The 18,279-nt window shown below is 63.2% G+C and carries 16 protein-coding genes; 9 read left to right on the forward strand and 7 right to left on the reverse strand.

Annotation, left to right across the window (positions count from 1 at the left end; all coding sequences use genetic code 11):
• The first annotated feature begins 44 nt into the window (after window positions 1–44).
• The gene (locus RG2_RS07095) at window positions 45–1,430 is read left to right on the forward strand and encodes a class II 3-deoxy-7-phosphoheptulonate synthase (protein WP_033231014.1); all 1,386 of its coding nucleotides are present in this window, start codon (window positions 45–47) and stop codon (window positions 1,428–1,430) included.
• 94 nt (window positions 1,431–1,524) lie between these two features.
• On the opposite strand, the gene pknB is transcribed toward RG2_RS07095, so the two are convergent.
• Window positions 1,525–3,576 (reverse strand): Stk1 family PASTA domain-containing Ser/Thr kinase, encoded by a 2,052-nt coding sequence (pknB, locus tag RG2_RS07100; protein ID WP_080711590.1) that lies wholly within the window; start codon window positions 3,574–3,576, stop codon window positions 1,525–1,527.
• 137 nt (window positions 3,577–3,713) lie between these two features.
• Here pknB and RG2_RS07105 point away from each other — a divergent pair, with 137 nt between their 5' ends.
• Window positions 3,714–4,082: an Rv2175c family DNA-binding protein gene (locus tag RG2_RS07105; protein ID WP_033231451.1), complete on the forward strand. Its 369-nt coding sequence runs from the start codon at window positions 3,714–3,716 to the stop codon at window positions 4,080–4,082.
• A gap of 158 nt (window positions 4,083–4,240) precedes the next feature.
• Here RG2_RS07105 and RG2_RS07110 read toward each other — a convergent pair whose 3' ends face one another.
• Entirely contained in the window at window positions 4,241–5,797 is a 1,557-nt protein-coding gene (locus RG2_RS07110; protein ID WP_033231013.1) for an alpha-(1->6)-mannopyranosyltransferase A, read from the reverse strand.
• 188 nt (window positions 5,798–5,985) lie between these two features.
• The gene (locus RG2_RS07115; RefSeq protein ID WP_080711561.1) at window positions 5,986–7,098 is read right to left on the reverse strand and encodes a polyprenyl synthetase family protein; all 1,113 of its coding nucleotides are present in this window, start codon (window positions 7,096–7,098) and stop codon (window positions 5,986–5,988) included.
• Between the two features lie 172 nt (window positions 7,099–7,270).
• Between RG2_RS07115 and RG2_RS07120 the strand changes: the two genes are divergently transcribed.
• Window positions 7,271–8,260: a methylenetetrahydrofolate reductase gene (locus RG2_RS07120; RefSeq protein ID WP_033231012.1), complete on the forward strand. Its 990-nt coding sequence runs from the start codon at window positions 7,271–7,273 to the stop codon at window positions 8,258–8,260.
• A gap of 9 nt (window positions 8,261–8,269) precedes the next feature.
• On the opposite strand, the gene RG2_RS07125 is transcribed toward RG2_RS07120, so the two are convergent.
• From RG2_RS07125 to RG2_RS07140, 4 genes are read right to left on the reverse strand one after another with little or no spacing between them, the layout of a single operon-like run.
• Window positions 8,270–9,007: an LppM family (lipo)protein gene (locus RG2_RS07125; RefSeq protein ID WP_033231011.1), complete on the reverse strand. Its 738-nt coding sequence runs from the start codon at window positions 9,005–9,007 to the stop codon at window positions 8,270–8,272.
• A gap of 23 nt (window positions 9,008–9,030) precedes the next feature.
• The gene (locus tag RG2_RS07130) at window positions 9,031–9,852 is read right to left on the reverse strand and encodes a carotenoid biosynthesis protein (RefSeq protein WP_033231449.1); all 822 of its coding nucleotides are present in this window, start codon (window positions 9,850–9,852) and stop codon (window positions 9,031–9,033) included.
• Window positions 9,852–11,432 carry a phytoene desaturase family protein gene (locus RG2_RS07135; protein WP_051730233.1) on the reverse strand — a complete coding sequence of 527 codons (1,581 nt, stop codon included), beginning with the start codon at window positions 11,430–11,432 and terminating at the stop codon, window positions 9,852–9,854. The genes RG2_RS07130 and RG2_RS07135 overlap by 1 nt, the downstream gene beginning before the upstream one ends.
• A gap of 5 nt (window positions 11,433–11,437) precedes the next feature.
• Entirely contained in the window at window positions 11,438–12,079 is a 642-nt protein-coding gene (locus RG2_RS07140; RefSeq protein ID WP_033231009.1) for a GNAT family N-acetyltransferase, read from the reverse strand.
• Window positions 12,080–12,260: 181 nt separating this feature from the next.
• On the opposite strand from RG2_RS07140, the gene RG2_RS31240 reads away from it, so the two are divergent.
• The 6 genes from RG2_RS31240 to RG2_RS07170 all read left to right on the forward strand — a co-directional run bounded on the left by RG2_RS31240 (window position 12,261) and on the right by RG2_RS07170 (window position 18,244).
• On the forward strand, window positions 12,261–12,818 hold the full coding sequence (locus tag RG2_RS31240; protein ID WP_230589955.1) for an SAV_6107 family HEPN domain-containing protein: 558 nt from the start codon (window positions 12,261–12,263) through the stop codon (window positions 12,816–12,818).
• A gap of 238 nt (window positions 12,819–13,056) precedes the next feature.
• Complete coding sequence (locus tag RG2_RS07150; protein WP_033231008.1) at window positions 13,057–13,503, forward strand: SCO2097 family morphological protein; 447 nt, start codon at window positions 13,057–13,059, stop codon at window positions 13,501–13,503.
• Between the two features lie 532 nt (window positions 13,504–14,035).
• A complete protein-coding gene (mraZ, locus tag RG2_RS07155; protein ID WP_033231007.1) occupies window positions 14,036–14,467 on the forward strand; it encodes a division/cell wall cluster transcriptional repressor MraZ in 432 nt (143 codons plus the stop codon).
• 158 nt (window positions 14,468–14,625) lie between these two features.
• Window positions 14,626–15,639, forward strand: a complete 1,014-nt coding sequence (gene rsmH / locus RG2_RS07160) for a 16S rRNA (cytosine(1402)-N(4))-methyltransferase RsmH (RefSeq protein WP_033231447.1) — start codon at window positions 14,626–14,628, stop codon at window positions 15,637–15,639.
• Window positions 15,636–16,304, forward strand: coding sequence for a cell division protein FtsL (ftsL, locus tag RG2_RS07165; RefSeq protein WP_033231006.1), 669 nt, complete (start codon window positions 15,636–15,638; stop codon window positions 16,302–16,304). The genes rsmH and ftsL overlap by 4 nt, the downstream gene beginning before the upstream one ends.
• Complete coding sequence (locus RG2_RS07170) at window positions 16,301–18,244, forward strand: peptidoglycan D,D-transpeptidase FtsI family protein (protein ID WP_230589954.1); 1,944 nt, start codon at window positions 16,301–16,303, stop codon at window positions 18,242–18,244. Before ftsL ends, RG2_RS07170 begins: the two co-directional genes overlap by 4 nt.
• Window positions 18,245–18,279: the final 35 nt, after the last annotated feature.

Below are 18,279 nucleotides of genomic sequence, written 5' to 3' on the forward strand. Positions count from 1 at the left end.
GAGCCTGTGTGACGCGCGGGTAGGTGAGCGAATATCCTGTACTAGTGAACTGGACTGTCGACGTGCCGATCGACCGCTTGCCCGAACTTCCGCCGCTGCCCGCCGGACTGCGTCAGCAGCTCGACGAGGCCCTTGCGAAACCCGCCGCGCAGCAGCCTTCATGGCCCGCTGACCAGGCGGCTGCGATGCGCACTGTGCTCGAGAGCGTGCCGCCGATCACCGTGGCCAGCGAAGTCGAGGCATTGTCGGATCGCCTTGCGCAGGTAGCGCGCGGCGAAGCCTTCCTGTTGCAGGGCGGCGACTGCGCCGAGACGTTTGCCGACAACACCGAGCCGCACATCAAGGGCAATATCCGCACGCTGCTGCAGATGGCTGTCGTCTTGACGTACGGGTCCTCCATGCCGGTGGTCAAGGTGGCACGTATCGCGGGTCAGTACGCCAAGCCTCGATCAGCCGACATCGACTCGTTGGGCCTCAAGTCCTACCGCGGCGACATGGTCAACTCGATTGTCGCCGACGAGGCTGTCCGCGCCCACGATCCGTCGCGGTTGGTACGGGCGTACGCAAATGCGAGTGCCGCGATGAACCTGGTTCGGGCGCTCACCGGCGCCGGAATGGCCGACCTGCACAAGGTCCACGACTGGAACCGCGAGTTCGTGGCAGCGTCTCCGGCCGGAGCACGCTACGAGCAGCTCGCGTCCGAAATCGATCGTGGCCTGCAGTTCATGAATGCCTGCGGCGTGACCGATCCGAGCCTGCACCAGGCGCAGATCTTCGCGAGCCACGAAGCCTTGGTCCTCGACTACGAGCGTGCGATGCTGCGTCTCGACAACGACAGCGATCACCCCAAGCTCTACGACCTGTCGGCTCACTTCTTGTGGATCGGCGACCGTACTCGTCAGCTCGACGGCGCGCACATCGCCTTTGCCGAGTTGGTGTCCAACCCGATCGGTCTGAAGATCGGTCCCACGACCACTCCGGAGATGGCCGTCGAATACGTCGAGCGTCTCGACCCGACAAACAAGCCAGGTCGCCTGACGCTGATCTCGCGGATGGGCAACGGCAAGGTCCGTGACCTCCTTCCTGCGATCATCGAGAAGGTCCAGGCCACCGGCCATCAGGTCATCTGGCAGTGCGATCCCATGCACGGCAACACGCACGAGGCGTCCACCGGTTACAAGACGCGTCACTTCGATCGCATCGTCGACGAGGTTCAGGGATTCTTCGAGGTCCACAACGGTCTCGGCACCCACCCGGGTGGAATTCACGTCGAATTGACCGGCGAGAACGTCACCGAGTGCCTCGGTGGCGCGCAGGATATTTCGGACGGCGACCTGTCGGGTCGTTACGAGACTGCCTGCGATCCTCGCCTCAACACCCAGCAGTCGTTGGAGCTCGCGTTCCTCGTCGCAGAAATGCTGCGCGGCTGACGCTTAGCTGTTGTATCGAACGCCCTCATTCGCCGTGCGCGGGTGGGGGCGTTTTACGTTGTCAGGCTGTTGGTTCGATCAGGCACTGCTGCGATCAGGGAATGGCAACAACGGTGACGTTGGAGCCTTTCTCCACACGATCGTTCTTATCGCTCTGACTGACGATCAGCGAGCTGTCGTTCTGGGTCAGTTGGCGGACGGTGAGGGTGAGACCGAGGCGGGTCAGTTCCTCGCGAGCGGAGGCGACGCTACGTCCCAGCAGGTTGGGGACCTTCACGGAGCTGGACACGAGAAGGGCAACGGATGTTCCGGCGTTCACAGACGAACCCGCAGCGGGGTCGGTGCCGATGACCTTTCCGCCGTCGACACCGTCGTCGAAGGCAGATCGGGTTTCGCTGACGGTGATGCCCAGTTTGTCGAGGGCAGCCCGGGCCGCGTTCTCCGACATGCCCTTTACGTCGGGAACATCAACGGGCGGTGATCCTTTGGACGTGACAACTTTGACCGAGGAGCCAACAGGCACGGTGGTTCCCGGAGCCGGGTCCAGAGCGGCGACACCGCCGATGGGGATCTTGGAACTGAACGTCTCACCGCCGTCGACGGCAACGAGGGTGCGCGCAGTGAGCTGATCTCGGGTGGCTTCGACGGCGCCGCCCGCTGGTATCGGCGGCACAGTCGGACGCCCGAGCGACGTGAACAGGACAACACTCGATCCGCGCGAAATCCGCGAGCCCGCTTCGGGATCGGTGCCGGTCACGGTGTCGAGAACCTCGGTGTCCGAGTACGTTCCACGCACTTCCGGCGACAGTCCGGCATCCTGAAGTGCCGTGACTGCCGCATCCTTGTTCAGGCCACCGATCTGGGGGACCGCGGTGAATCGGCCAGAGCCCATCCACCAACCGCCGAACCCCAGCGCAAGCGCAAGCAACGCGATGACAAGAAGCCAGACGAGAGTGGTCCGGCGAGAGCGTCGTCGTGCTTGCGAAAAGTGGTCGTGTGGATCGATCTCGGCAGAGTCGTCTTCGTGCTCGTCAGTCTCGGCGACGGGCGGACGCACGGTTTGTGCGGTGACCGCGCGGGTGTGCTGAATGCCGTCCGGTGGTGCGTGCGGCGCCAGCGCGGTTGTAGGCGGCGCCGCAGCTCCGGCCGCAAATGCCGTGGTGGCGGCGCCGACTGGTGCACCGGCGCCACCGATAACGGTGGTGGCGGGCGAACCGGGGGCCGCGGGACGGGGTGTTGCCGGCCGGGGTGTCGGCGCCGGTGCGGCGGCGGCACTGTGATGCTGCGCGGATCGCCGCGGCGCGGGCACCCGATACGCGGGCAGTTCGAGTTGTTCGCACACGATGCGCAGGGCGGCTGCCATTTCGCCGGCATCGGTAAACCGATGTGCAGGTTCACGATTGGTGGCCTGCGTGACGAGGCGGTCGAACTGCGCCGGTACGCCGGCGATTCGTGAACCTGGCGGCGGAACGTCATCGTGAATTCTCTGGTATGCGATCGAGAGAGAGGTGTCCCCGGTGAAAGGTGTTGTACCGGTGAGGAGTTCGAACATGAGAACGCCGGTGGAGTACACGTCGCTGCGCGGATCGGCCACTCCGGAGGTGACCTGCTCCGGGGAGAGGTAGGCGGCGGTGCCGAGAATGACGCTGTTGGACGTTGTTGTCGCGGCAGCAGCGGCGCGCACCAAACCGAAATCGGCGATCTTCACTTCACCGGCGTCGGAAATCAGGATGTTCTCCGGTTTGACGTCGCGGTGCACCAGTCCGGCCCGGTGTGCAACTGCCAACGCGTCGAGTACCGGCCCGACTACCGCGGCGACAGCGTGTGGCGGCATCGGGCCGCGCTCGCGCAGCAATTCGCGCAAGGTGCCGCCGTCGACCAATTCCATGACGAGGAAGGCATGACCGCGATCGCTGCCCTGGTCGTACACGGCAACCAAGGCAGGGTGCTTGAGGCGGGCGACTGCGCGCGCCTCGAACTCGAAGCGGGTGAGAAAAGCGGGATCGGCGGCAAACTGCGGATCCATGACCTTGATAGCGACAGGCCGATCCAACCGCGTATCGAGGCCTCGATACACAGTCGACATTCCGCCGCGTGCGATGGGCGCATCCACGCGATAGCGGCGTTCGAGCATTTCGCCGATCAACCCTTGACCTCCGTTGTGAAAATCTGTGGTGCAGTAATAATCTGTGGTCGCATCCGCCTCGTCCATCGTAGCCAGCGCTGCCGACGGAAAGTTCCACCCACGTGCCGCGTGACAAGCCGACCCGATAAACTTCCGTGGTGAGCGCGATTCCTTATTGTGATGATGTCCTGGATTCTTCGGTATCCCTGTTCCAGTTGGCCGATGTAGCGAAGAGCGTCAGGTTGCCGGTCGCGAAGGTGCACCAGTTGCTCCGCGATCGCAAGATCATCGCAGTCAAGCGCAACGGGGTTCTCGGGGTTCCCGAGGAATTCTTCGACGAAGACGGCCAGATCGTGAAATGGCTTCCCGGTTTGCTGGCAGTTCTGCACGATGGCGGATACAGCGATGTAGCGTCGCTGCGCTGGCTTTTCCAGTCTGACGAGTCCCTCCCCGGACGCCCCGTCGACGCCCTGCATGGGCACCTCGCCCGCGAGGTTATCCGCCGTGCACAGGCAATGGCTTTCTGAGTCTGATTGGTTTTTCCGGCCTGACGTAGCTCGCCGACCGGACTGGAGCCGGTACGGCGAACGTCAGGCGCGTGCGGTGGTGGACGGTCACCCGGCGGTCGAGAATGTGGTCGAGAATGCGATAGCCGACTGACCCCACCCCGTGCGGAGCACCGAATTCATCGTGCCGTCGACGTCGCTTCTGCCGGGACTTTCTCCGGTGCGTGTCCCCGTAGACGCAGTGGGTCTTCCGTCCGGAGTGTCATCGCCGCGACGACGGAGGCAAATGTTGCCAGTACCACGTGCGGGAACGAGTACATGCCGATCGATCCGTCGGGCTGGAATATCAACATGAGCCAGCTGGACAGCCCCACCAGTATGGCCAGGGTCGTCGGGGAGAGTGCAAAGCCGGCAGCTACGGCCAACGGCCACGAGTAGTACCAGGGGAGCGCCGCCGGGGAGAGAATCACGATGGCAACCATGACAATCACGATGCCCATCACGGCGTCGCGTTCGGTGGTGCGGAATCGCCACCAGACAAAAGCGATGATTCCGATGAGCACGACTGCGCTGACAAGCCGGGTCACCTGGAGTATGTCGTCGAAGTGATTGCCGGTGAGCCACGATGTCGCGGCGGTGGACAGTTCGGCGACGAGGGTCGGCAACGACAGCCAGTTGATGATCTTGTTGGAGCCGGAGAGCGCCGTCGTCCAGCCGAGTCCGACACCGGCAATCAACGACGTCGAACCGAGGACAACAACGAACATCGCAAATCCGCTACCGGCGGTCTTGATAAAGGATCGGATCGGATTCGGTGCTTCCGTTCCCTGCGCTGCGGCGTCTTCACGTTCGTGGATCATCCAGATCCAGACGATGAACGGCAGCGCCACCCCGGCAGTGGCCTTGATGGCAACGGCAAAGGCGATGAGACCGATTCCGAACATGTGCTTGCGTTCGAGGGCCAGAGCGATGCCGGCGACCATCAGGCCGACCATCAGCATCTCGTTGTGCACGCCGCCGATCAGATGGATCAGGACGAGTGGATTGAGGACCGCGAGCCACAAGGCGATCGCCGGGTTTCCACCGAGTTTGCGCGCGAGGTGGGGGACACCCCACACCATCAATGCCAGGCCGGGCAGCATGGTGATGCGCAGTAACATCGTGCCCGCGATGACGTTGTCACCGGTCAGGCGAACAATGGCATCAGTGAGCAGGAGATGAACCGGACCGTACGGGGTTGTTGTCGTCGTCCAGACATTGGAGACGTTGTCGAGCAGGATGCCGGGATTGACCACCGGCCCCACTTCGTACGGGTCGAAGCCGTCACGCAGCAGAGCGCCCTGCGCAAGGTAGGAGTAAGCGTCACGGCTGAACATCGGAACGGCAAAGAGCAGGGGGAACGTCCACAGCGGCACGATGAATCGCAGCCCGCGCAAACCGACGTCACCGCGCAGCGCCGAGCGACCCAGTCGCGCCCACGCGCCGATCATGCACAACACGCCGATCCACACGATCGCCGCCGACAGTATCGACCCGTGCCCGAATCGGAGCCAGGACAGATGCATCGACTCGAGCAACGGGTCCTCGCGCCGGACGCTACCTGCGCCGAATCCGCCGAACATGATCATGGCGGCGCCCAGGAATCCGAGCAGCGCGCTGTGTCCTTCGGGAGTGCGAAGGAAATCAGCGGCCCTTCGATGCCACGCTGGTGTGGTGGCTGCGGCAGAGGGCGTCATGAGTGCAGTTTCCTCCCCCGAGATGTTCGGATGCGGTAGCGCGTACGTGGTGAATTGCTGGCGAATAGTCGGTTACGAGGGGACAGTTTAGTTGCTCCGGAGACCGAACCCTGCCGTCGACTCGTTTGCGCGCGCCGGCGACAGCCGGTTCGGTGCCCAATAGTGACGGATCACTCATGAACAGTCTGTCAGTACGTGCGCGACGTGGCTGCGAGGGCCATCTCGCGCAGCCGTGTCTTGGCCTCCGCGGTGGCGCTGCTCGATTCCAGTGCGGCCGCGGCAGATTCGACCAGGGTGGCGATGCGTGCTTCCGCGTCGTCCACTGCCCCGAGGTCGGTGATCAGGGTGCGTAGCGTATCGACGTCGTTGTCGGTCAGTTCTGCGCCGATTCCGGATCGGAGTTGTTGTGCCGCAGCAGGATCAGTGTCATCGGCGCGCGCAAGTGCGGCAGCGAACAGTGTTGTCCGCTTACCGGTGCGGAGGTCGTCGCCGGACGGCTTGCCGGTCACCGACGGATCGCCGAAGACGCCGAGCAGGTCGTCCCGGAGCTGGAATGCGATACCGATGTCGGTGCCGAACTTCCGGTACGCGTCGATCAGTGGCGCGTCTGCTCCGAAAAGGGCAGCACCGAGGTGCAGGGGGCGCTCGATCGTATACGCCGCAGTCTTGAACCGGTTGACGCGCATAGCTGCCTCGACGCTCTCGTCGCCGCGAGCTTCGTTGCTGATATCGAGGAACTGACCGCCAAGCACTTCGGTGCGCATCGCCGACCACACGGGGCTGATCCGAGCGGCGGCGTCGGCGCCGATTCCGGATTCGCGGATCATGTCGTCTGCCCATGCGAGCGCAAGATCGCCGAGCAGAATTGCGACAGCCTCACCGAAGTGGGCGCCGTCGCCGTTCCAGTTGTCAGCTCGGTGCAGGTTCTCGAACTCGACGTGCACGGTGGGAAATCCGCGACGCGTCGTGGAGGCGTCGATGATGTCGTCGTGGACCAGCGCGCATGCCTGGACCAGTTCGAGTGCCGTGCAGGCGCGCATGACGCTGTCGGCGTCGTCGCCGTGAGGGTCGCCGCCGGCGCCGAGCCAGCCCGTCCACGCAAAGGCCGGCCGCACGCGCTTGCCGCCGCGCAGAACAAAGCTCTCGAGAGTGTCGACGGCGGTTTCGTATCCGCCGCCGATGGTTTCCACCGCTTCGCGCCTGGAGGCAAAGAAGTCACGCAAGCTCTGTTCGAACAAAGCCGGCAACTCGAGCGAGGACGGATAGGCGGCGTCGGTTCGAGCAGACAGGATGGCCTCCAAGGTCGGTAACTTCTCATACCGGCGAACAGGGCCAGGCAGTGAGCGTAGAGTCCAGCTTAGTGGGGTCCCTACCGATGTCCGGTGTGGGCCGTGAACTGCACGATCCTGGCATCCGGGACGTATTCACGGACGCGATGCTCCGTTCTGCGTTGACAAAACATATGCTTACCTCGTGACATTCGATGCAGTCAGGGGACGCTCCAGCGATGGCTGGGCCAGCCGAACACCATCGATCGTCGATCGGATCACATCTTCCACAGGGAGTCGGATTCCGTTCTCGGTCGAGTTCTCACCGCCGCGCGACGCAGAAGCCGAGGCGCGTCTGTGGCGTGCCGTGCGCACATTCGAGAGGCTCGGTCCGGCTTTTGTCTCCATGACGTACGGCGCCGGCGGTTCGACTCGTGACCGCACCGTTCGGGTCACAGGAGAATTGGCCGAAGAGACCACGTTGCTGCCGGTTGCACACCTCACTGCGGTGTCCCACAGCATCGACGAACTCCGATCCATGGTCGGCGCCTATGCCGATCGCGGAATCAGCAACATCCTCGTTCTGCGCGGCGACCCCCCTGGCGACCCCCTCGGCGAATGGAAGAAACACCCCGATGGCGTCGAGTACGCCGAAGAGCTTGTCCGGATGGTCCGCGATCTCGGTGACTTCCACGTCGGCGTGGCGTCGTTCCCGGAAGGACATTACCGAGCACCTGACCTGGCCCACGACACGAAGTACCTCGTCTCGAAGTTGCGCGCCGGAGCCGAGTACTCCATCACGCAGATGTTCTTCGACGTCGACGACTACCTGCGTCTGCGTGATCGCGTGAGCGCGTTCGACCCCGAGCAGGGCGCCAAGCCGATCATCCCCGAAATCATGCCGGTCACCTCACTGCGGTCGGTGCGGCGCATGCTCGAACTGTCCGGATCGTCGTTGCCGCCCGCCCTCGAGCGCCGGTTCGACGCCGCCGCCGGTTCGGGTTCTCAGGAGAATCGGGCAGCGGTGCGTGAACTCGGGATCGACCTCGCTACCGAAATGGGCGAGCGATTGATCGCTGAAGGCGCTCCGTGCCTGCACTTCATCACGTTGAACTTCGCACGGGCCACGAGCGAGGTTCTTGAACGTCTGGGGCTGACGTCGGATGTGTCGACCGATTCGCAGGCGAGCGTCTAGCACTCCCGCTCAGTGCGTGTCACTCTTTGCCGATTGTGGACTCTTCGGTGCCTGCGAGACGGGTGCGCGATTGCGCACCATCCAGGCCATCGCACCGACGATAATCGCGACACCGAGTGTGAGGCCGGCCATGATGCCTGCCCATCCCGCAAAGCTGCGGGTACTCGGATCGGCGTAGTTCACTTCTGCGCGCACAGTCGATACCTCGCCGGCCGGCAGAGTCCACGAGACCCGGGAATCGCCGTCTCGGTTGCCGTTCGTCGTGGAGATGCGTGCCGGGAAGGCGATGCTGAATTGGATGTCGGAGCCCTGGGCGGGCAGGGCTTTGAGGTCGGCCTTTCCATCCAACGCGACGGTGTCGCCACTGCGCTGAAGGGTGAGCTGGAACGAACCGGCGCCTTCGTCCGTCATGGCAGCCAGTTGCGAGACGTCACCGAAGCTGAGATCCCAGAAGAACACCTGTGATCCGACGTAGCCGTCCTTCTTGTATTCCTGAACCCGGATGTTCTCCGCGAGCGACGTCGGCGGTACCAGTTGTGGCCCGGGATCGGCTTCGTTCTCCGGAATCACGGCCGCGACGATCTGCCCTGACACGCGATCATCGGCCGAGACACCCATCGAGACCTGGACCCGTAGGCAGCCGGCGAGCAGCGGCACCAGCATCAGTACGAGAGCCGTCGTGGCAAGGAGTTGCTTGCGACGTCGCGGCCGCGTGGTGTCATCCGTGGACTGTTGCACAGTCGTCATCGTGCCAGCCGCTGCATCGGTAGTCAGCTACGAGGGGGTGTGTCGGCGTGGGAAGTCCGAGACCGGGCGAACGCAACGCCGAAGGTGGCAAGAAGCCAGACCCCGAGAATTCCCATCACGACAAACCCGTACATCGCCGAGTAGCGCAGCTCGGGTGCACTGAGGAACACGGCGTGCGCCAGGGCAGAACCGAGCCACGTCCACAGAAACAGGCCGTAGGGAACGGCGTCGGAGACCGTCGGCTTTTCGTATCGACTCGCGATCGCTTCCATGATCGATGCCATGATCAGACCGATCGCGATCCACCCCGCGTAGTTTGTCAGGGGAATGTGAGCGATGCCGGAAAGTCCCGCGTTGTCGACACACCATGCCCATTGATCGTCGGCCACCATCTGTGGATCGAGATACAGATCCCAGCCGACCAGCCCTGTGACTGTGAGCGCGACGCGGCCGATTCGCCGTGAGGCCGGCGTGAACCGCCGAACCAGGCGAGTGGCCACACACCAGATCGGATAGAAGCCAGCAGTCCAGGCGAACGGCACGATCAGCGGCACACCGGACAACGCCGGACCGAGTCCGTCGACGCTGTACCCGTAACAGCCGTACGGCATTCCTGTGGCGGTACCCACTATCTCCGACGTTAGCCCGATCCCCGCGGTGACTGCGATCAGCGCGGCGGTCCACACAACGCCACGGTTGATCGCCGCGTGGCTGATTGACGCGGCGGCCAGTAAACCCACCACGGCGATCGTCACGGCATCGCGAGAGCTGCCGTCCACCAACGGATACACGATCTGCGCGCCGATCGCTGCTAACGCCAGAATCAGCGGAACACGTTGGCGGATCACGTCCTTCGACGTATCCGGCGCAGCAACGACGTGCCGCGCCGCTCGGACAGTGCAATGCGCGCAGCGCTGCGCCCACTCGCTCCGGACACACCACCGCCGGGGTGCGTCGACGCGCCGGTGAGGTAGAGGCCCTCTGCGCCGGGGACGCGGTGCGCTGACAACTCGGGCAGTGGGCGCCACATCATCATCTGATCGAGGGACATCTCGACGTGCATGACGTTGCCGCCGATCAACCCCATCTCGGACTCGATGTCGCGCGGAGTCTGGATGTGCCGGTGGCGGATGCTGTCGGTGAAGCCGGGCGCCGACGCCTCCATCTCGGCGACCACGCGATCGGCTTCGGACTCGGCGAGCGACGCCCAGTCCCGGTCCGCGCTCAGTCGATACGGCTGCCACTGTGACCACAAAGTCACTTGATGCTCGTTCGGGGGAGCGATACTCGGATCGATCCCACTGAAACTCATGCCGAGAACCGCGGGGCGCGGGGGAAGTTCGCCGCCGAGAGCTGCTCCGTGAGCAGTCCGTAGGTGTGCGCGATCGGACACCAGAAGTTGCAGGCCGGACGTGCTCTCGGCAATCGACGCAGACGGGTACCGCGGAAGCGCCGATGTTGCCAATCGCAGGACCATGCCGATTCCCGGGCCGACGCGGATCCGCCGACGCCACCGATCCAGTGTGGCTGCGTCGAAGCCTCCGTTGCCCAGTAGATCCAACGTCGTCAAGATGTGGCAGCCGGCGATGACGGTGCGAGCCCGAACCTGGTGTCCACCGGCAGTTCTCACGGTCCAGTGATCGCCGTCGCGGGTCAGCGACGTCACGGCGTCGCCGAGGTCGACGGTGGCTCCGTCCATCTTCAGCCTCGAGATGAGGGCGGCGCTGAGTGCGCCGCTGCCCCCAACGGCGCGCCCCGGCGGCAGAACGTGCATGAGCGCGGCAAAACCAACCATCGGCGCGGTGCCCGGCTCCGACATCGGTGGTCCTGATTGCGCTCCGAACCAGGCGAGTGCGGCTTTGAGTGGTTCGCTGTCGAAGTACTCGTCCAGGAGCGCGTCACCGGTCGCGAGGAACTGGCGCGCGAGATCGCTCCCGCCGCTCCCGGTGTCGAGGCCCCAGAACGACGACAGCAGATTGGGTCCGGTGGGTGGGGTGGAAAATGCCCGCATCACCCGCGCGCTGCGCTCCGACCAGATATTCACGAACCTGCGGTAGGCGTCGGCATCACGTGTGCCACATGCTTGTTCGATCGATCGGCAGGTCGCGTCGAGGTCGCGGTGGAACACGATTCCCGGGCAATCCGAACCTGCGGGAGGTGGTGCGTACGCCCAGGGATCGCAATCGATGTACCGAAGTCCGTGGGCCGCAAGCCCGAGTTCCTCGATGATTCCGGTGTGCCGAATCATGATGTGCGCGGACGAACCACGATCGACTTTGTGTCCCGGAAATCGTTCGATCGTCGAGACGGCCCCGCCGGGGACGGTGTCTTTCTCGAGCACCTGGACCGACCAGCCTTCGCGTGCGAGGTAGGCCGCCGAGACCAGCGCGTTGTGCCCGGCGCCGACAACTACTGCGTCGAGAATCGCGGTCACAGCGGCAATCCTCGTCCGAGCACGGCAAACGGTCGACTGTCTCCGGCAAAGCGGAATCGCCTGAGCACGTCCTGAAATCCCAGTCGCCGATACAACCGCCACGCGCGGTTGTCCTCGTCGTACACCTCGGGAGTGGACAGGAGGACGGAGCGCTCCGTCCGATCTCGCAAGAGATGCCGAAGCAGGGATTCACCCAGGCGATGTCCCTGGCCACTGGGATGGACGTGGAGTTCGGTCAGTTCGAAGTAATCGTCGAGAATGGCCGAGATCTCGGACTGCGGCCGACCGCTGCGACGTAATCCGTGCAGCACCTGTTGGTGCCACCACTGGTCCGAACTTCCGCGATAGCCGTAGGCGATTCCGATCAGTGGAGCAGAAGTGTCTACAGGAGCAACAGAGTTTTCCGGAGCAACAGAGTTCGCAGTGGGTTCTCGTCCGGCACAGGCGCCGACGGCTTTCCATCCCGGCCTGGTCGAGTGCTCCGTCCACATCGGCGCGCGGTGGAACTCGGTGCCACGTGGATAGTCCATCGCGGTGACGTACACGGACAGTGCCTCGTGCAGTCGATTCGCGAATTCCTCGCGGTCGAGGTCGACCGTGTACGGAGTCCAGGCGATCTGCGGGTCGACTGGTCTCACCTCTTCTCTTGACTACTTGTCGGTGGGTGCAGTTATATTGAATAGGTCGAACGAATGTTCGATAAGGGTGATCTGGAAATGACACCCGAGGTGGGGATGCCCGAAGGGAAGCGGGCATCCCCGCCGCACCAGATTTCGATCCTTGTGAATGCAATCCCCTTTGGCGCGGGAGGTGCCCCGGATGTCCGATCGAGCGAAGTCCGAAAGAACACCGAAGTCCGAAAGGGCGCTGCCGGCGGAACTGGCGTGCCCCTCGCGGTCGGCGCTGTCACGGCTCCCGAAGTCAGCGAAAATGCCGGGGCGAGTGGCGCGATCGTCCCCCGCCGAGTTCTCCGGAAGTGGGTCCGCAGGCGGACTCGCGTGGAATCTGTTGGGGAAGGCCGATTCATTGTTGGCGGAGTCCGTCGGAGCAGGAGACGCGTCAGAACGCTTTCGATGCGCCTATCTGGCAGCGTTGCGCGGCGCTGGAGCAGTTCTGGCTGTGGGTGCGACGGGAAGTGGACGGCGTAAGAAGAGCGGGAACGCATGGACCCGGTTGGACGCGGACGCACCCACTTTCGGCGCGTGGTCGAGTTACTTCGCCGGCTGGTCGAACACCCGGGCGGCGGTGGAAACAGGCATGCAGGTGGATCTCAGCGACGCTGATGCCGATGGATTTTCTGTCGAAGTAGGCCGATTTCTGACTGCGGTCGAAGATTTTGTCGGTCAGGCTCGTCGAATCGACCTGAGAGCATCCTGAAATTTTTGATGTCTGAGATGGCCGAATTCAGAGAAAATGCAGGTTCTGTGGCCTGATGGGGCCTGATTTACGGTTCGGCCGGGCAAATACGTACGCTTGTGGCATAACTCGTACCCAGAGTTGGTGGTCCGCGACCTAAACTGCTCGTAGTATAAAAAGCAGGTAGTCGTTCACGTTGACTACCCGCCACCTCACACCGTGGGGTGGTTGCCTAACTTCCAGTGCCGGGGGAGGTACCGTGCCACTCTCCGAGCACGAGCAGCGCATGCTCGATCAGATCGAGAGCGCTCTCTATGCCGAAGACCCCAAGTTCGCCTCCAATGTGAGGGGCGGCCGTATGAGGGCGCCGTCGAGTAGACGGCGTTTTCAAGCTGCGGCGCTCTTTGTTGTGGGCTTGATCCTGTTGATTGCAGGCCTTCAAGTCCTCAAACTGGGCTCATTTCCGATTCTCAGCTTGGTCGGGTTCCTGTGTATGTTCGGCGCCGGCGTCATGCTCTTGTGGGGCGGCGGTCGACGGACTGGGACACCAACTGCGGACGGCGCTCAGGCCGGTGAACACCAGTCCGGGCCTCCAGGCGCGGGTGGGTCGAGCGGCGGCCGAGGGCATTCACGCGGTCGACGATCAGGTGGGGGATTCTCTTCCCGAATGGAAGATCGATTCCGTCGCCGGTTCGAGCAGGACTAGCTCTGACGCAAGCTGATGATCCCGTCGGCCAGTTCGGCGGGAGAGTCACGGTGGTCAATTTCACCTGAATTGTTCCACCTGTGCGGGTGGCGCGTGCGCCCTCGCAAGCGACATAACTCATAACAAAACATGACGGTCGGCAACCACTGGTTGCCGGCCGTCTGTCGCGTTACCGGGGGACCATGGTCCCCTCCACTTTCCTCCCCTGCTATGGGTAGTTCCGGCGTAAAGATGGGCGCATGGGGCTGCGGCAATCCGCCGTACTCGTTGAGCTGGACTTATAGGTCGAATGTGGGCATGTGTGACGTAGGGCGGAGCACGTCGGTGATGTGCGTGGGGACACTGCTGACGAAAATTCCCCAACTTTCCCCACCTGCTTTGAGCTGCTAATACTCAGCAAATCAGCCCGGTTAGTGCCCGGTAGCTCCTTGTGTGTGGGGGAAAGTGGGGTACTGTGGGTGCGGGCGGAGAGCTTGAAGCCGTATTTCGCCCAAACGGGAGGGTTTCGGCGAAAGCTCGCAGGAGGTGTCGAGTGTTCCTCGGAACCTTCACGCCGAAGCTCGACGACAAAGGCCGGCTCACCTTGCCGGCCAAGTTCCGAGAAGAGTTGTCAGGAGGGTTGATGATCACCAAGAGTCAGGATCACAGCCTTGCTGTCTATCCCCGGGACGAGTTCGTCAAGCTGGCTCGTAAAGCAGCGGCAGCTCCACGTAATGATCCGGCCGCACGAGCGTATGTTCGCGCTCTGGCAGCCGGCACGGATGAACAGCACGCCGATGCCCAGGGGCGAATCACCCTCTCGGCTGATCATCGGCGTTACGCAAACCTCTCCAAGGAATGCGTAGTGACCGGGTCTGTCGACTACCTCGAAATCTGGGATCTCGAAGCCTGGGAGAGGTATCTCGGAGACAACGAAGAGGACTATTCCCAAGCAATTGGCGAATCTCTCAGCGAGATCGTCTAGGCGGATAGTTTGTGGCGAATGCCACGAGGCCTCTGCCCGGAAAGACCCTGACGCACTTCCCCAGCGCCAGGTTCTCCTTCGGGCAGGGACCTCGGAGCATTCGCCCGTTCGAGCAGTCATTCTTCATCGGAATCATGAAAGTAGGAGCCGGAGCACACATGGTTGATCGCGAGGTGAACGAACCCTCGGACACCGACGGCTTCGCGCACGTTCCTGTTCTTCTGCACCGCGCAGACGACCTCCTCGGTCCCGCTATCACTGCGGTCGGTGACGGCGGCGCCGGCGCTGTCATGATCGACGCGACACTCGGCCTGGGTGGGCATTCCGAGTTCTTCCTCGGAAAGTACCCGGGACTGCACCTCATCGGTCTCGATCGCGACACCAATGCGCTGGCAATCGCGTCGGAGCGTCTTGCTCCCTTCGCCGACCGAACGACGTTCGTACACACCACCTATGACGGCATCGAAGACGCGCTCGAGCAGGCTGACCTGCCGACGACGGAGTCGGTTCATGCGATTCTCTTCGACCTCGGTGTTTCCTCGATGCAGTTGGACGAAGCTGATCGTGGTTTTGCGTATTCGATAGACGCACCGTTGGACATGCGGATGGACCAGACCGTCGGGCTCACCGCGGCCGAGGTTCTCAATACCTACAGTCACGGCGATCTCGCCCGAATTCTGAGTACGTACGGCGAAGAGCGTTTTGCGGGAAAGATTGCGTCCGAGATACTTCGGCAGCGCGAGAAGGAGCCGTTCACCACCAGCGCCGCTCTGGTCGAACTGTTATATCGGACCATCCCTGCGGCCACCCGTCGCACCGGCGGGCATCCGGCAAAGCGCACGTTCCAAGCTCTGCGGATCGAGGTAAACGCCGAATTGGATTCCTTGCGTGCCGCAGTACCGGCAGGACTGGACGCCCTCGCAGTTGGCGGCCGAGTTGTCTTCATGTCGTACCAGTCGCTCGAGGATCGAGTTGTCAAGGCAGAGTTGGTTCCTCGCTCCAAGTCGACCAGCCCTGAGGGGCTTCCGGTCGAGCTACCCGGCATGGGCCCGGAGTTCAAGATCCTCACCCGGGGTGCCGAGCGAGCTTCGGAGCAGGAAATCGAGGAGAACCCACGAGCAGCTCCGGTGCGCTTGCGTGCCGCTGAACGCATTGCCAGGAGGCGGGCATGACGAAGCAGAGCACCACCGGGGACGAATCTTCACGTAAGCGCCGTTCGGGTGCGGCGCAGCGTGCGTACGAAAAGCGAACGGCTCGGGCACTCGGGCACAGCGGGGTGGGTGCCAGTGGCACCGCACTCTCTCGAGGCGGCGAGTTCAAGGCCCGAATTCCGTTTGTAGTCTCCATCATCGGGCTGTTCTCCATCGGACTTGCCGTGACGTTGCTCCTGACGACCCGGTCCGCCGAGGACTCGTATCAACTCAGCGATGCCCGTGAGTTCAATCAGTCTTTGGTGGAGCAGAAGGCTGCTCTCGAGCGCGATTTCCAGTCGCGTAACTCCGCACCGGAGCTTGCCAATCAGGCGAGCGCGCTCGGCATGGTTCCGGCCAAGGATCCGGCCCGCCTTGTTGTCCACCCGGACGGTAGCGTCGAGGTGGTCGGTACACCGGCGCCGGCGAGTGCCGAACCGTTGCCGCCGCTCGACGCACCTGTCGTGGCGTCGCCGCCCCGGGTGGCAACCACCGCACCTTCGGCGCCCCCGGCTGCGCGGACGACTGCGCCGGCTCCACTCAACCCGCAAAACCTCGCTCAGAGTGAGCAATTGATCCCCGTCACGTCCGCTCCTCCGTCCCCGACCACGACGGTGGTGCCGTCTCCGACTGAGGACCGTCGGTGAATCGGGACCCACACTACGACGCGCGCCGACGAGATCCCCAGTACGACGCGCCTCGACGAGATCCACGTCGTAGACCTGAGGGGCAGCGAAATCCTCGGGGTTCTCGCGGATCGAAGTCTGCGACCTTCCCGTTTCGTCAGCGTGTAGGTCGGTGGACGATGTGTGGGGCGCTTGCCGTTGCAGCGCTGCAGCTGTTGTGGATTCAAGGCGTCGACGCTCCGAGCCTCGCTGCGGAGTCGGCCAATCAGCGCACGACGACTCAGATCGATCCGGCGGTTCGAGGATCGATCACGGATCGGAACGGCACGACGCTCGCATTCACGATGGAAGCGAAGGCGCTGACGTTCCAGCCGAAAGCCGTTCGCAAAGAACTGGAAGAAGCCCGGACCAAGAGCATCGAAGCGGGTGTCGAACCAGATCAGCAGGCACCCGAAGTGTCGACCCGGCTGGCCGAGATCGCGGCGGGGGTCCACGCCAAATTGGGTGATGCAGCCCCGGAAAAGGACATTCTTGCGAAGTTGAACAGCGAGGAGACGTTTGTCTATCTGGCGCGGAGCGTCGATCCGGCTGTGGCAGCGGAGATTTCGGACAGCTTCCGTGAGGTCGGCCTCGAACGCCAGGATATTCGCGAGTATCCGGGCGGGTCACTCGCGGCCAATATGGTCGGTGCAACCGGGTGGGATGGGCACGGACTACTCGGCCTCGAGGATTCAATGGACTCGACCCTTGCCGGTATAGACGGTTCCCAGACCTACGACCGCGGTAGTGACGGCGCTGTGATTCCGGGCAGTTGGCGCGACAAGCAGCCTGCCGTCAACGGCTCCGGAGTTCAGCTTACGATCGATTCCGACCTCCAGTTCTTCGTTCAGCAACAGGTGCAGATTGCGAAGGACAAATCAGGTGCGAAGAACGCGTCGGTTGTCGTCCAGGACGTTGCGACCGGTCAGGTTCTGGCAATGGCCAATGACAACACGTTCAACCCTGGGATCGGTCTGGAAAATAATCTGCGGTCGGTCGAGACCGGCAATCTGTCGGTCACGAGCCCGTTCGAACCTGGTTCGGTGAACAAGATCATCACCGCGGCGGCGGCCGTCGAGGACGGATTGACCACACCGGACGAGGTTCTGCAGGTTCCGGGAAGCATCACGATGTCGGGGGCGACGGTCAAGGACGCGTGGGATCACGGTGTGGTTCCGTACACCTCTACCGGTGTGTTCGGGAAGTCGTCCAATGTCGGAACGCTCATGCTCGCCGAGCGGATCGGCGAGGATAGGTTTGCCGAGATGCTCGACAAGTTCGGTTTGGGACAGCGCACCGAGGTCGGGCTTCCCGACGAGAGTGCCGGCTTGGTCCCCAGCCGCGACCAGTGGTCCGGTGGCACGTTTGCCAACTTGCCGATCGGTCAGGGCTTGTCCATGACTTTGCTGCAGATGACTGGCATGTACCAGGCGATTGCCAATGACGGCGTTCGTATTCCGCCGCGCATCGTCAAGTCCACCGAGAACTCGTCAGGGGAGCGAACCGAAGCGCCGCAGCCTGACGGTATCGAGGTGGTGAGCCCGGAAACAGCGGCGACAGTTCGGGACATGTTCCGATCGGTCACGCAGGACGACACCGGAAATCAGCGCGGCACGGGTGTGGCTGCGGGCGTAGAGGGCTATCAGGTCAGCGGCAAGACCGGCACCGCACAGCAGATCGATCCGGCGTGCAAGTGCTACTCCAACTCCAACTACTGGATCACGTTTGCGGGCATCGCACCGGCAGACAACCCGCGGTTCGTGATCGGAATCATGTTGGATGCTCCCGTGCGGGGTGTCGACGGCGGCGGCGGACAATCGGCCGCACCGTTGTTCCACAACATCGCGTCGTGGATGCTGCAGCGTGACAGCGTGCCGATGTCCCCGGATCCGGGTCGTAAGTTGGTGCTGCAGGCGGACTGATCGAGCGGATCACGATCCACAGTTTCGTCAGGGAT

The sequence above is a fragment of the Rhodococcus globerulus NBRC 14531 genome, from assembly GCF_001894805.1.
Taxonomy (GTDB): Bacteria; Actinomycetota; Actinomycetes; order Mycobacteriales; family Mycobacteriaceae; genus Rhodococcus_F; species Rhodococcus_F globerula.